14 protein-coding genes are annotated in these 14,021 nt (G+C 66.2%); 5 read left to right on the top strand and 9 right to left on the bottom strand.

Annotated features, from left to right (window positions below):
• Nucleotides 1-19: 19 nt before the first annotated feature.
• The gene (locus QRN07_RS11100; protein ID WP_050684893.1) at nucleotides 20-1,219 is read right to left on the bottom strand and encodes an amidohydrolase; all 1,200 of its coding nucleotides are present in this window, start codon (nucleotides 1,217-1,219) and stop codon (nucleotides 20-22) included.
• Nucleotides 1,220-1,357: 138 nt separating this feature from the next.
• Complete coding sequence (locus QRN07_RS11105; RefSeq protein WP_050684892.1) at nucleotides 1,358-2,491, bottom strand: mannose-1-phosphate guanylyltransferase; 1,134 nt, start codon at nucleotides 2,489-2,491, stop codon at nucleotides 1,358-1,360.
• Between the two features lie 268 nt (nucleotides 2,492-2,759).
• On the opposite strand from QRN07_RS11105, the gene sdhC reads away from it, so the two are divergent.
• From sdhC to QRN07_RS11130, 5 genes are all read left to right on the top strand, one after another.
• Entirely contained in the window at nucleotides 2,760-3,140 is a 381-nt protein-coding gene (sdhC, locus tag QRN07_RS11110) for a succinate dehydrogenase, cytochrome b556 subunit (RefSeq protein WP_082178227.1), read from the top strand.
• Between the two features lie 3 nt (nucleotides 3,141-3,143).
• Nucleotides 3,144-3,605 carry a succinate dehydrogenase hydrophobic membrane anchor subunit gene (locus QRN07_RS11115; protein ID WP_050684890.1) on the top strand — a complete coding sequence of 154 codons (462 nt, stop codon included), beginning with the start codon at nucleotides 3,144-3,146 and terminating at the stop codon, nucleotides 3,603-3,605.
• A 107-nt stretch (nucleotides 3,606-3,712) separates the two neighbouring features.
• Nucleotides 3,713-5,512, top strand: a complete 1,800-nt coding sequence (sdhA, locus tag QRN07_RS11120; protein ID WP_050684889.1) for a succinate dehydrogenase flavoprotein subunit — start codon at nucleotides 3,713-3,715, stop codon at nucleotides 5,510-5,512.
• Between the two features lies 1 nt (nucleotide 5,513).
• Complete coding sequence (locus QRN07_RS11125; RefSeq protein WP_050684888.1) at nucleotides 5,514-6,296, top strand: succinate dehydrogenase iron-sulfur subunit; 783 nt, start codon at nucleotides 5,514-5,516, stop codon at nucleotides 6,294-6,296.
• Nucleotides 6,297-6,447: 151 nt separating this feature from the next.
• On the top strand, nucleotides 6,448-7,212 hold the full coding sequence (locus QRN07_RS11130) for an alpha/beta hydrolase family protein (protein ID WP_056597906.1): 765 nt from the start codon (nucleotides 6,448-6,450) through the stop codon (nucleotides 7,210-7,212).
• Here the strand turns inward: QRN07_RS11130 and QRN07_RS11135 are convergent.
• The 7 genes from QRN07_RS11135 to glyA all read right to left on the bottom strand — a co-directional run bounded on the left by QRN07_RS11135 (nucleotide 7,175) and on the right by glyA (nucleotide 13,757).
• A complete protein-coding gene (locus QRN07_RS11135; RefSeq protein ID WP_285241036.1) occupies nucleotides 7,175-8,236 on the bottom strand; it encodes a YihY/virulence factor BrkB family protein in 1,062 nt (353 codons plus the stop codon). The genes QRN07_RS11130 and QRN07_RS11135 overlap by 38 nt on opposite strands.
• A 37-nt stretch (nucleotides 8,237-8,273) precedes the next feature.
• On the bottom strand, nucleotides 8,274-8,966 hold the full coding sequence (locus QRN07_RS11140; protein WP_285241037.1) for a 2'-5' RNA ligase family protein: 693 nt from the start codon (nucleotides 8,964-8,966) through the stop codon (nucleotides 8,274-8,276).
• A gap of 4 nt (nucleotides 8,967-8,970) precedes the next feature.
• Complete coding sequence (gene trpS, locus QRN07_RS11145; RefSeq protein ID WP_050684886.1) at nucleotides 8,971-10,014, bottom strand: tryptophan--tRNA ligase; 1,044 nt, start codon at nucleotides 10,012-10,014, stop codon at nucleotides 8,971-8,973.
• Between the two features lie 16 nt (nucleotides 10,015-10,030).
• Nucleotides 10,031-10,864 (bottom strand): exodeoxyribonuclease III, encoded by an 834-nt coding sequence (locus QRN07_RS11150; protein WP_285241038.1) that lies wholly within the window; start codon nucleotides 10,862-10,864, stop codon nucleotides 10,031-10,033.
• 10 nt (nucleotides 10,865-10,874) lie between these two features.
• Nucleotides 10,875-11,429: a hypothetical protein gene (locus tag QRN07_RS11155; protein ID WP_050684884.1), complete on the bottom strand. Its 555-nt coding sequence runs from the start codon at nucleotides 11,427-11,429 to the stop codon at nucleotides 10,875-10,877.
• A gap of 126 nt (nucleotides 11,430-11,555) precedes the next feature.
• Complete coding sequence (locus QRN07_RS11160; RefSeq protein WP_050684883.1) at nucleotides 11,556-12,455, bottom strand: bifunctional methylenetetrahydrofolate dehydrogenase/methenyltetrahydrofolate cyclohydrolase; 900 nt, start codon at nucleotides 12,453-12,455, stop codon at nucleotides 11,556-11,558.
• Between the two features lie 3 nt (nucleotides 12,456-12,458).
• Nucleotides 12,459-13,757, bottom strand: coding sequence for a serine hydroxymethyltransferase (gene glyA, locus QRN07_RS11165; protein ID WP_285241039.1), 1,299 nt, complete (start codon nucleotides 13,755-13,757; stop codon nucleotides 12,459-12,461).
• Nucleotides 13,758-14,021 lie beyond the last annotated feature (264 nt).

The raw sequence follows: 14,021 nt of genomic DNA on the forward strand, positions 1-14,021 counted from the left end.
GCTCCCCCACCGGCCGCGTCTACAGGTCCCGGATGGTCCGCAGTGCCGCAGCGGTCAGGACCCGGATGCCCAGTCCCAGGGCGCGTTCGTCCAGGATGTAGTCGCCGCGGTGCAGGTCGTACTCCTCGCCGCCCGGGGTCTTGGTGCCCAGCCGCATCATGGCGCCGGGAAGTTCCGCCAGGAACCAGGCGAAATCCTCCCCGCCCATGGACTGCGGGGTCAGCACCACGGCGCTTTCGCCGATTTCAGCGCGGGCGGACGCTTCGATGATTGCCGTTTCATGCTCGGAGTTGACCACCGGCGGCACGCCGCGGGTGTGTTCCAGCCGGACATCAACGCCGTAGGGGGCGGCCACCTGGTGGACCACCTCGTCCAGCAGTTCGCCGGCAGCGTGCCAGGCGTCACGGTCCAGGCAGCGCATGGTGCCCGCCATGTACCCGGTGCCGGGAATGGCGTTGGGGGCGGACCCCGCTGAAATCTGGCCCCACACCACGGACACGCCGCTGCGGACGTCCACGCGGCGGGAGAGGACTGCGGGGACGTTGACGGCGATCTGCGCCAGCGCAAAAACCAGGTCTTCGGTGAGGTGCGGGCGGGAGGTGTGGCCGCCGCGGCCCGAAAGTTCGATCCGGATGGTGTCCGACGCCGAGGTGATGGCGCCGATGCGGGTGCCGATCTTGCCCACCTCGATCCGCGGATCGCAGTGCAGGGCGAGGATCCGCGGAACACCTTCCAGGACGCCCTGTTCAATGCAGGAGTGCGCGCCGCCGGGCATGGTTTCCTCGGCCGGCTGGAAGATGAGGCGGACGGTGGCGCCCAGCGGGGTGGCCTGGTGCATTTTCTGCAGGACCAGGGCGATGCCCAACATGGTGGTGGTGTGGACATCATGGCCGCAGGCGTGGGTGACGCCGTGGTTCTTTGAGGCGAACGGCAGGCCGGTTTCCTCAATGATGGGCAGGGCATCGATGTCCCCGCGCAGGGCCGTGGCGATGGGGCCCTCCCCTACGTCCACCGTGAGCCCGGTGCCTTCGAGGCGGCGCGGGCTGAGCCCGGCTGCCTCCAGCCGCTCGGCCAGCTTGTCGGTGGTGCGGAACTCCTTGAAGGACAATTCCGGATGTGCGTGCAGGTCCCTGCGGAAATCGATCAGTTCCGGCAGGAGCGGCTCCAGCCATGGAGCCACCAAAGCGGTGGGTTCGGCTTCAGTAGTGTAATTGCGCACTGGTTCACTCTAGCGAGCGCCGCCGCTTTACGGGCATCACGGCCGCCGCGTTACTTCCCGCGGCCTCCCGCCGTCGTCGGGTTGACGACGGCGGGAGGTTGGCGAGGGCGGGAGGTTGGCGAGGGCGGGCGGCCGGTTTCAGAGGACGTCGGTGTCGCCGCTGGCCTTCAGGGCGTCCACGGCGGCTTTAACGCGCTGCGAGTTCGCCATGGTGGTCACCAGCAGGGCGTCGGGGGTGTCGACAATGACCACGTCCTGGATCCCGATCAGCGCGATGACGCGCTTGGTGTCAGTGACCACCACGCCGCTGGAGTTTTCGGTGAAGACGCGGGCGCCCTCACCGAGCACCGTGACGTCGTCAACTTCCCTGGCGGAGTTCAGCCGGCCCACCGAGGCGAAGTCGCCCACGTCGTCCCAGCGGAAGGAACCCGGGACCACTGCGACGTCGCCGGCTTCCGCGGCGGGCTCCGCCACGGCGTAGTCAATGGCGATCTTGGGCAGGGTGGGCCAGACCCTGGCCGTGACCTCGTCGCGGTCCGGGGTGTCCCAGGCGCGGGCGATTTCCTGCAGGCCGTTAAAGAGGCCGGGCTGGTTGGCTTCGAGGTGCTTGAGCATCAGGGCCACGGGCGCCACGAACATCCCGGCGTTCCAGGAGTATTCGCCGCTGTCCACATACTGCTGGGCGACTTCCTCGTCCGGCTTCTCGACGAACTCCACAACGTCCAGCGCGCTGGGCGCGCCGTCGATGTTCAACGCCTTACCGGAACGGATGTAGCCGAACCCTGTGGAGGGGTGCGTGGGCTTAATGCCGATGGTGACGATCTTTCCGGCGGCAGCGGCGTGGATCGCTTCGCGGACCGCTTCCTGGAAGAGGTTGTCCGGGCTGATCACCTGGTCTGCTGCGAAGGAACCCATGATGGTGTCCGGGTCCCGTTCGTGCAGGATGGCTGCGGCCAGCCCGATCGCGGCACCGGAATCCTTGGGCTCGGATTCGAGGACCAGGTCCGAATCCTCCACCTCGGGAAGCTGGCGGCATACAGCCTCGCGGTGGGCCTGGCCGGTGACCACCAGGACCCGGCTGCCGGCCAAAGGCTGCAGCCGGTCAAAGGTGGCGCGCAGCAGTGTGCTGCCCGAACCGGTGAGGTCGTGAAGGAACTTGGGAGCTGCGGCTCGTGACAGGGGCCAGAGGCGGGTCCCCACTCCGCCAGCCGGAATCACCGCAATAAAGCGGTCAAGGGGTGATACCGGGCTTGTCACTGTGTCTTTACTCATCAGGGCCTACTTTAGCCGAACCGGCACCGCTGCCCCGGTAAAGTGCCCCCGGCACGACACATCAGGGCCCGGCCGCGCAACCCACTGTGGGGTTTGTCTCACAAAATCCACCGAACCCGCGCCGCTGCTGGTCACTAAGTGGCTCCTAAATTGAATAAGCTGTAAGCGGAGCCTAGATTTAGGCTCGAGCTACGAGTGCTCTCGCAGCAGGCGTTCCCCCCGCGTGGATCTCATGCCAGCGCCGCTGTGTTGCAGGGAGGTTTATTCAGTGCCGACAAAACCAGCTGGCACCTTGTACCGCGGCCGTGAAGGCATGTGGTCCTGGGTAGGACACCGGATTACCGGTGTAGTGATCTTTTTCTTCTTGTTGGTCCACGTCCTGGACACCTCCTTGGTGCGGGTTTCGCCTGAGGCGTATACCGCCGTCATTGGCGCCTACAAGAATCCCCTGATGGCGCTGGGCGAGACCGGCCTTGTTGCCGCCATCGTGTTCCACGCCTTCAACGGCCTGCGGATCATCGCCGTCGACTTCTGGAAGAAGGGCGCCAAGTACCAGCGCCAGATGCTCTGGGTTGTCCTGGGCCTCTGGGTAGTGACAATGGTTGCCTTCTCCATCCGCCACCTGTCCCTCGCCCTCGGAGGTCACTAAGCCATGACTGCAACAATCGACAGTCCGCGCAGCGGCCGGATCGCACCGCAGTACCGCCGCAACGGCGGCAGCCGCGGCAACTTCGAGATGGTGGCCTGGCTGTTTATGCGCCTCTCCGGCGTGGTGCTGGTGGTGCTGATCTTCGGCCACCTCTTTGTGAACCTCCTGGTGGGCGAAGGCATCCACGCGATCGACTTCGGCTTTGTGGCCGGCAAGTGGGCCGACCCGTTCTGGCAGTTCTGGGACCTGGCCATGCTGTGGCTGGCCATGCTGCATGGCACCAACGGCGTGCGCACCATCATTAACGACTACGCCGAGAAGGACTCAACCCGCCGCTGGTTGAAGACGGTCCTTTACAGCGCAACCGTTGTCATCATCGTCCTGGGCACCCTGGTGATCTTCACCTTCAACCCGTGCCCCGTCGTCGACGGCGTCCCCCTGCCGGGCGGTTTCTGCCCTGCCTAGCAGCAGCACTTTCCAGGGCCCGCGGGCATAACCGCGGGCCCTGTTGTGCGGGGCAGCCAACGCCGCCCCGTTGTTTTACAGGAAATTTGAGAGAAAGAGCGTCTGGTATGCAGGTCCATAAGTACGACGTCGTCATCGTCGGTGCCGGTGGCGCTGGCATGCGCGCCGCGATCGAATCCGGTCAGCGCGCCCGCACAGCAGTACTGACCAAGCTCTACCCCACCCGTTCACACACGGGCGCGGCGCAGGGCGGTATGTGCGCGGCCCTTGCCAACGTCGAAGAAGACAACTGGGAATGGCACACGTTCGACACCGTCAAGGGCGGCGACTACCTGGTTGACCAGGACGCCGCCGAAGTCATGGCGAAAGAAGCCATCGACGCCGTGCTGGACCTGGAAAAGATGGGCCTGCCGTTCAACCGCACGCCCGAGGGCCGCATTGACCAGCGCCGCTTCGGTGGCCACACCCGCGACCACGGCAAGGCTCCCGTCCGCCGGGCCTGCTACGCCGCTGACCGCACCGGCCACATGATCCTGCAGACCCTGTACCAGAACTGCGTCAAGCACAACGTCGAGTTCTACAACGAGTACTACGTCCTGGACCTCCTGACGGTCGAAGAGGACGCGGTCCGCGAGGACGGCACCCCGTACAAGCAGAAGCGTGTTGCCGGCGTCGTCTCCTACGACCTGGCCTCCGGCGAACTGCACGTGTTCCAGGCCAAGTCGGTGGTCTTCGCCTCCGGCGGCGCCGGCAAGGTCTTCAAGACCACCTCCAACGCCCACACCCTCACCGGTGACGGCATGGGCATCGCGTTCCGTAAGGGAATCCCCCTCGAGGACATGGAATTCTTCCAGTTCCACCCGACAGGCCTGGCCGGCCTGGGCATCCTGCTTTCCGAGGCCGCCCGCGGCGAAGGCGCGATCCTGCGCAACTCCGAGGGCGAGCGGTTCATGGAGCGCTACGCCCCCACCATCAAGGACCTGGCGCCCCGCGACATCGTGGCCCGCTCCATGGCCAACGAGGTCCGCGAAGGCCGCGGCTGCGGCCCGAACAAGGACTACGTCCTTTTGGACCTCACCCACCTGGAGCCGGCGCACATTGACGCCAAGCTGCCGGATATCACCGAGTTCGCCCGCACCTACCTTGGTGTGGAGCCCTACACGGAACCCGTCCCGGTGTTCCCCACGGCGCACTACGCCATGGGCGGCATCCCGACGAACATCACCACCGAGGTCCTGCAGGACAACGACACCATCATCCCGGGCCTGTACGCCGCCGGTGAGGTGGCCTGCGTGTCCGTGCACGGCTCCAACCGGCTGGGCACCAACTCGCTGCTGGACATCAACGTGTTCGGCAAGCGCGCCGGTGTGGCCGCGGCCGAGTACGCCAAGACCGCCGACTACGTGGAGCTGCCGGAGAACCCGCTGGCTTACACCACGGAACTGCTGGACATCGCCCGCAACGGCGAAGGCGACGAAAAGGTGGCCCTGATCCGCAAGGAACTCCAGGACACCATGGACGCCAACATGCAGGTGTTCCGCACCGCGGACACGCTGAACCAGGTCCTGGCCGACATCGCCTCCTTCGAGGAGCGGTACACGCGGATCAACGTCCAGGACAAGGGTAAGCGCTTCAACCTGGACCTGCTGGAGGCCGTGGAACTGGGCTTCCTGCTGGAGCTGGCCAAGGTCATGACCGTGGCGGCCCTGCACCGCGAGGAATCCCGCGGCGGACACTTCCGCGAGGACTTCCCGGACCGCAACGACGAGAAATTCATGAAGCACTCCATGGCGTACAAGGATGACCACGCCCCGGCAGACGGATCGGCTGAAGCAATCGCCGGCATCCGCCTGGCCACGAAGCCGGTTGTCTTTACCCGCTACGAGCCGATGGTGAGGAAGTACTAAGATGACCGCTGAACTCGCTGAGCCAGCCTCAAAGATCGAACTGCCCGCAGGTGTGGGCGGCGGCGGGGAAATCCCCACGTTCGACGTCCACCTGCGTGTGCGCCGGTACAACCCGGAAGTCTCGGAAGAGGCCACCTGGGATGACTTCCACCTGACCATGTACGGCACGGACCGTGTCCTGGATGCCCTGCACAAGGTCAAATGGGAGACGGACGGCAGCCTGTCGTTCCGCCGGTCCTGCGCCCACGGCGTCTGCGGTTCCGATGCCATGCGCATCAACGGCCGCAACCGCCTCGCCTGCAAAACGCTCCTGAAGGACCTGGACACGTCCAAGCCCATCACCGTGGAACCCATCAAGGGCCTGCCGGTGGAGAAGGACCTGATCGTGGACATGGAACCGTTCTTCCAGTCCTACCGCGAGGTTATGCCCTTCCTGATCAACAAGGGCCACGAGCCCACCAAGGAACGCCTGCAGTCCGCCGAGGACCGCGAACGCTTTGATGACACCACCAAGTGCATCCTCTGCGCCGCGTGCACCTCGTCCTGCCCGGTGTTCTGGACGGACGGCCAGTACTTCGGTCCCGCCGCAATCGTCAACGCCCACCGCTTCATCTTCGATTCACGCGATGACGCCGGCGACATGCGCCTGGAAATCCTGAACGACAAGGAAGGTGTGTGGCGATGCCGCACCACCTTCAACTGCTCCGAAGCATGCCCCCGCGGCATCCAGGTCACCCAGGCCATCGCCGAGGTCAAGCAGGCAATCCTCTCGCGCAAGATCTAAGGATCCAACGCTGACGACGGCGTCCCCCACCCCATGTGGTGAGGGGCGCCGTCGAACTTTTAAGATGCCCTATCACCTATGGTCCCCAAAACCCCCTTTTAGGGACCATAGGTGATAGCGCAAGCCGTCCGCACAAACGAAAGGGGACACCGTGTCCCGCTCCGAAAAGGTCTCCTTCACCGGCTCCACCGGCGAGGTGCTCTCCGGCATCATCGATGTCCCCGAGGGCCCGGTGAAGGGCTGGGGCGTGTTTTCGCACGGCTTCACCCTGGGCAAGGATGCGCCGTCCGCGTCCCGGATGTGCAAGGCGCTGGCTGACAGCGGCGTGGGCATGCTCCGCTTCGACAACCTGGGCCTGGGCGGCTCCGCCGGCGAATGGTCCGCCGGGTCCTTCAGCCACAAGGTGGCGGACACGGTCAAGGCGGCAGAGTACATGCGCAGCGTCGGCAGGGAGATCTCCCTGCTGGTGGGCCACTCGTTCGGTGGAGCCGCCGTGCTGGCAGCTGCCAAGGAGATTCCGGAGCTCGACGCCGTTGCCACAGTCGGGGCGCCCTTCTCACCCAAGCATGTGGCGCACGTCTTTGACGCTGCCCTGGACCGGATCCTTTCCGAAGGCAGCGCCGAGGTGGATCTGGGCGGAAAACGCGTGGAGATCCGCCGGCACTTCGTGGAGGACCTGGAGAACGCGGACCTGACCGACTGCATCCGGCAGCTCCACAAGCCGCTGATGGTGCTGCACTCCCCCACAGACAACACCGTCGGGATCGAGAACGCCAGCACCATCTTCCAAACGGCCCGTCATCCGCGGAACTTTGTGTCCCTGGAGGGCAGCGACCACCTGCTCACGGGCAAGGGCCAGGCGGCACGCGCCGCCCGGATCATCGCTGCCTGGGCCGACCAGTACCTCGACGCCTGACGCTGCCCGCGACGGCCCTGCCGGGAACCGGCGTGGTGGCCACCGGGACCTTGCCCGGCTGGACCTGCCGGGCGCCCCAGGCGGCCTTCTCGCCGTTCGCGGCGCCTGCGGCCAGGTCACCTTCGCGGATGGTGGCCCAGGACCCGGAGAGCAGGTAGACCTGGCTGACCAGGTTGAACCAGATCAGCAGGCCGATGATGATGGCGAACGGGGCCAGCAGCGGGTTCCGACCGGCGCCGGCCAGCAGCTCGGTGCTGAACAGCTGCAGGACCGTGGTGCCCACGGCGGCGATGATGGTGCCTTCCAGGAGGGCCCGGCGGGAGAATTTGAGCCTGGCTGCCAGGCGGAACATGATCACGGCCGTGACCCAGCCCAGCACCAGTGGCACGGCGATTTTGACGATGGTGGTCAGCGGGCCGGCCACGGCGTCGCTGAGGCCCAGGAAGTCGGTGACCCACCCCGCAGCGGTGCCGAACACCAGCGATGCGCCGGAGCTGACCACCAGGGCCACCCCGAGGAGCACCAGCGTGCCGGCGTCGCCCGCTTTGAGCAGCACCGGGCTGATGACCAGCGGCGGCAGCTGGTTGACGCCCCGCAGGCCTTCCCGGACGCCGTTGATCCAGTTCAGCGCCGTGATGATGGTGACGACGGCGGCGATGACCGCGGTCCAGCCCAGCCCGCTGGGGTTCAGCAGGTCCTGCGGGTCCACCAGGCCCTCTCCGCCGTTGACCTTGAGCAGGCCCGGCGCGCTTTGCGCCACGCTGCCCACCACGGTGTCCAGGAGCTGCGGCTGGCCGCGGAGGACCAGCCCGGCAATGGAGAAGCCGGTGGCCAGCAGGCCCGTGATGGAGAAGAACATCACAAAACCGATCCCGGCGGCCATCAGCGGGCCGTGCTGCCGGTTGTAATGCGCGAAGGCGCGCATGGGCAGCAGCGAGTTCAGCCGGGCCAGGAACAGCATGAGCGTGGCCAGCGGGACGGCGAACGGGCCGCCGCCGGAACGGCGCGCCTTGCTCAGCTCCACCCGTTTGTGGCTGACCTCCAGCCGCAGGCCGGCCAGGTCAGTGGGAAGCGGCGGCGTCCCCGGCGTCCCTTGCTGAGTTTTTATGCCGGGTGCCGGCGTTGTTGTCTGTTTCGGTCCCAAAGTCCAGCTCTTCCCGTAGCTGCCAGATGCCATCGGCACCGTGCTCGTAAAGTCCCATGCTAGCCACCGGGAAGCTTGCCCTGTAGCTCTTCAGCACCGTTTCGGCTTCGTCGAGGCTTTCCGGGGCCACATCGTGGGCGATGGTAACGTGCGGGTGGTAGGCGAACGGCAGGTCGCGGTGCAGCGGCCCCTGCTGGAGCTTGCCGTGCAGGTCCACGCACTCGGCGAACCCGTCCTCCACCTTGATGAACACCACCGGGGAGACCGGCCGGAACGTCCCGGTCCCGGAAATCGTGACCCGGAAGGGGCGCTGGCCCCGGGCCACGCTGCGCACGTGCGCCAGGGTGGCGTCCCAGTCCGTGGTGGGGGTGGTGGTGACCAGGGTGATGTGGGCAGGCACCACCTCCGCCAGGGGGTCCCCAAATGAGGCCCGCCAGCTTTGCAGTTCGCTGGCAACCTCAGCCGGGAAGCCCAGGATTACGCCAACGCTGATGTCTTCCTGGCGGGAACCGTCCCCGCCGCCGGCAGGGCCGCCGTGCGGGGTGGGCGCGGTTCCCAGCGAGCCTGGGCCCCGGGTTCCTTCCCGTGCGGTGACGTTGCTGGCAGACATGGCTCTAGCGGACTCCGGCGAGGCTCAATGACGGCAGGAACCCCATGCGCTCGTACACGCTGCCCAGGGTGACCGAGGCGATCTCCCGTGCCCGTGCAGCCCCTGAGGCCAGCAGCCGGTCCAGTTCGGCCGGGTCCGTCATCAGTTCATTGGTCCGGTCCCGCAGGGGTGTCACAAAATCAACCACCACATCGGCAAGGTCCACCTTGAGGTGGCCGTACATTTTGCCTTCGTATTCGGCTTCGAGGCTGGCCACTGTTTTGCCGGTCAGGGCCGAGTAGATGGTGAGCAGGTTGGAGATGCCCGGCTTTTCCCCGGTGTCGAAGCGGATCTCCGTGCCGGCGTCTGTCACTGCAGACTTGATCCGCTTGGCGGCGACCTTGGGGTCCTCCAGCAGCTGGATGGCACCGTTGGGCGACTCGCCGGTTTTGGACATCTTGGCGCCGGGGTTCTGCAGGTCGTAGATCTTGGCGCTTTCCTTGACGATGGTGGCCTCGGGGACGGTGAACGTGTCCCCGAACCGGGTATTGAACCGCTGGGCCAGGTTCCGGGTCAGTTCCAGGTGCTGGCGCTGGTCCTCGCCCACCGGAACCAGGTCCGTCTGGTACAGCAGGATATCGGCTGCCATCAGCGTGGGGTAGGCGAAGAGGCCCAGCGTGGCGGAGTCGGCGCCGGACTTCTGCGATTTGTCCTTGAACTGGGTCATCCGGGAAGCCTCACCGAAACCCGTGATGCAGTTCAGGGCCCAGGCCAGCTGGGCGTGCTCAGGCACGTGGGACTGGACAAAGAAGATGCTGCGGTCCGGGTCGATGCCGGCGGCGATGTACTGCGCCGCGACGGTCCGGGTGCGCTTGGCGAGCTCCGCGGGGTCGAAGTCCACGGTGATGGCGTGCAGGTCAGGGATGAAGAAGACAGCGTCGTACTCCTCCTGCATGTCCACCCAGTTGCGCACGGCACCGATGTAGTTGCCCAGGTGCAGCGAATCGGCGGTGGGTTTGGCGCCGGAGAGAATGCGCTTTTTAGCGGCCGGAGAGGTCAGGCTAGTCATGGTGGAACTTTCGGGCTTAGAGCTGGTAGTCCACTACCAGCGGTGCATGGTCAGAGAAGCGGGTGTCCCACGACGGCGCGCGGTCCACTACTGCCGAGAAGGCAGCATCGGCCAGGGCCGGGGTGGCCAAGTGGTAGTCGATCCGCCAACCGGTGTCGTTGTCGAACGCCTTGCCGCGCTGGGACCACCACGTGTACGGGCCGTCCACCGGGCCGGACAGGTTGCGGTGGACGTCCTGCCAGCCGATGTCCCCGCCGAGGTACTTGTCGAAGTAGGCGCGCTCTTCGGGCAGGAAGCCGGCCTTTTTGACATTGGCTTTGGCGTTGCGGATGTCCAGCGGCGTGTGGGCCACGTTGAGGTCCCCCACCACCAGGGCGTGGTCGCTGTGCTTGGCCAGCTCGGGCAGCCGGGTGGACATGATGTCCAGGAAACGGAACTTGTCGTCCTGCTTGGGGGTGCCCACCTCGCCCGAGTGGACGTAGGCGCTGGCCACGGTGAGCTGGACCGGGTTGCCGGCGGCGTCGCGGAGCCGGAAGTCGGCTTCGACCCAGCGTCCCGCCGTCGCGAAGTATTCGTCGCCGATGCCGATGCGGGTGGCCAGTGGTTCCTCGCGGGAGGCGATGGCCACGCCGGCGCGGCCCTTCGCCTCGGCTTCGGCGTGCAGGATGTGCCAGCCCGCACCGAGGAGCTGGTGAATAATCGCATCCGGGGCGCGGACCTCCTGCAGGCAGAGGATGTCCACCTCACGCGGTTCCAGCCAGGCTGCCATACCGTTCCTGTAGGCGGCGCGGAGGCCGTTGACGTTGACGGATGCGATGCGAAGGTGGTCCTTCTTCAATGCCGAGCTCACCCGCTCCACTCTAGTCGATGATGGTTCCGCTGACCGGCTCGCCGGAGCCGCCGGAGGACTTCATCATGTCGCGGGCGTTGGTGGCGGTGATCTCGATGGTTTCCAGGGCGCGGTGGATGGTGTCCTGGTTGGCGGCGGCGCCCTTGGCACGCTCTTCCTCCACCACCCGGACCTGCACCTGGACGATCTTGAAGGAGTGGTCCAGCTTGAGGTCGCGGACCTCATCGGCTTCGCTGCGCTCGTACACCACGCTGGTACCGCCGTGGTTCGCTGCCGTGGGCGAGGGGGCCCGGCCGGCTGCGGTGTTGAAGGCGTTCTGGGCCTCGGTCAGCTTGGCGCCCGCCTTCTTGGCGGCACGCTGGATGCTGACCACCACGAAGGTGGCCAGGACCAGCCAGAAGAGGGCGATGATGGCCACTACCCAGCCCACCACATCGTTCTGGTTGGCGGCGAAGATGACGGCCACCACAAACGCGGTCACCAGGACCATCAGCCCCGGCCCGCTGATGCGGAACATGGAGAAACGGGGTTTGGCTGATGAGTTGGAACTGCCCACTGATTGCATGGAGATATTCTCTCAAATCCCGGCGCCGATCCGGCACGCTTCCACCGGCGGCGAACACAACAACGGCGGCCCCGCACCTTTCCGGGAAGGTGCGGGGCCGCCGTCGCGCGTTTTAACCCACGTGGGCTAGGCGATGCCTGCCTGGCGTTCCGCCGCTTCAACCACATTGGTCATCAGCAGCGCCACGGTCATGGGGCCAACGCCGCCGGGATTGGGCGAAATCCAGCCGGCCACCTGGGCGGCGGCGGGATCGATGTCTCCGTGGACGCGGCTCTTACCTGTTTCCGGATCGGTTTCCCGGGTAACCCCCACGTCAAGCAGGGCAGCGCCCGGCTTCACGTCCGAGGCCTTGACGATGTGCTTGACTCCGGCGGCGCCCACAATGACGTCCGCCTGCTTGAGCAGCTCCGACAGGTTTTTGGTGCCGGTATGCGTCAGCGTCACCGTCGCATTGACGGCCCGCCTGGTGAGCAGCAGGCCGATGGTCCGGCCGATCGTGACGCCACGGCCAACCACCACCACGTGCTTGCCGGCAAGGCTGTACCCATTGCGCTCGAGGAGCTCGATGACGCCGCGGGGTGTACACGGCAGAGGAGTGGTGATCTCCGAGTTGACGTTGAGCACCAACCGGCCGAGATTGGTCGGGTGGAGTCCGTCGGCGTCCTTGGCGGGGTCGATCCGCTCAAGGATGGCGTCGGTATCCAGGTGCTTGGGCAACGGCAGTTGCACGATGTACCCGTGGCAGTCGGGATCCGCATTGAGTTCATCAATGAGGGCCTCGACGTCGGCCTGGGTGGCGTCAGCCGGCAGTTCGCGCTGGATCGAGTTCATCCCGATCTGTTCGGACTGCTTGTGTTTCATGGAGACATACAGCTGCGAGGCGGGGTCGGCGCCCACCAGCACAGTTGCGATGCCGGGGGTGACGCCCTTCGCACGGAGCGTGGCCACGCGTCCGGTCAGCTCGGCCTTGATGGCTGCGGCGGTGGCCTTGCCGTCAAGGATTTGTGCAGTTGCGGTATCAGTCATTGGTTACCACTGCTCGTGCTGCGGGTACAGCGGGAAGTCGGCGGCGAGCTTGTCCACGCGGGACTGGAGCGCCTCGACGTCGGTGGCGGTGCCGGCCTTCAGCGCGCTGGCGATGATCTCTGCGACCTCGGTGAACTCGGCGGCGCCGAAGCCGCGGGTGGCCAGGGCCGGGGTGCCGATGCGCAGGCCGGAGGTGACCATGGGCGGGCGGGGGTCGAACGGAACGGCGTTGCGGTTCACGGTGATACCCACGGAGTGCAGGAGGTCCTCGGCCTGCTGGCCGTCCAGCTGGGAGTTGCGCAGGTCCACCAGGACCAGGTGCACGTCGGTGCCGCCGGTGAGGACGGAAACGCCGGCCTCGGCAACGTCAGCCTGGTTGAGGCGGTCGGCGATGATTTTGGCGCCTTCGAGGACGCGCTCCTGGCGTTCCTTGAACTCCTGGGTGCCTGCGATCTTGAAGGCCACGGCCTTGGCGGCGATGACGTGCATCAGCGGACCGCCCTGCTGGCCGGGGAACACGTTGGAGTTGAGCTTCTTGGCCCACTCCTGCTTGCCCAGGATCACCCCTGATCGGGGACCGGCGAGGGTCTTGTGCACGGTGGAGGTGACAACGTCGGAGTACGGGACGGGGCTGGGGTGCAGGCCCGCTGCCACCAGTCCGGCGAAGTGCGCCATGTCCGTCCACAGGAGGGCGCCCACCTCATCGGCGATGGAACGGAACGCAGCGAAGTCGAGGTGGCGCGGGTAGGCGGACCAGCCGGCGATGATGACCTGCGGCTTTTCGGCGATGGCCTGCTCGCGGAGCTTGTCCATGTCCACGCGGAAGGAATCTTCCTCCACCTGGTAGGCGGCCACGTTGTAGAGCTTGCCGGAGAAGTTCAGCTTCATGCCGTGGGTGAGGTGTCCGCCGTGCGCCAGGGACAGGCCCAGGATCTTGTCGCCGGGGGTGATCATGGCGGACAGGGCGGCGGCGTTGGCCTGGGCCCCGGAGTGCGGCTGGACGTTGGCGTACTCGGCGCCGAACAGGTCCTTGACCCTGTCGATGGCAAGCTGCTCGGCGATGTCCACGTATTCGCAGCCGCCGTAGTACCGGCGGCCGGGGTAGCCCTCGGCGTACTTGTTGGTCAGGACGGAGCCCTGGGCTTCCATCACGGCGCGCGGCGCGAAGTTTTCGGAGGCAATCATTTCCAGGGTGCCGCGCTGGCGGCCAAGCTCCTGGTTGAGGACTGCAGCGATTTCGGGGTCAAGCTCGGCCAGCGGCTGGTTGCTGACGGCTGATGTTGTGGTGGCTGTGGTAGTCACAAAGAACTCCTGGCTCGGGATTCGGGCACTGCTTAGGTCAGGCTACCGGCTGGCACGCCTTACCGCCGTGTTGGTTACTGGCATCAGGCGGGTGGCACGGGACGCGGCTGCGCACAGGCAACTGGTGCCCCGTTTCCGGCAAAACATGACCCTCGGCCCAGGCGTACGATCCGTGGTCTTCGTGATTGCCGCTCCCTGGTGGTTAGCCACCCAACGCCAGTTGCGACCCGACCAGCCTACCAAAAGCACACCCTGGCGCGCGGG

Source organism: Pseudarthrobacter sp. MEB009 (assembly GCF_030208875.1).
GTDB lineage: Bacteria > Actinomycetota > Actinomycetes > Actinomycetales > Micrococcaceae > Arthrobacter.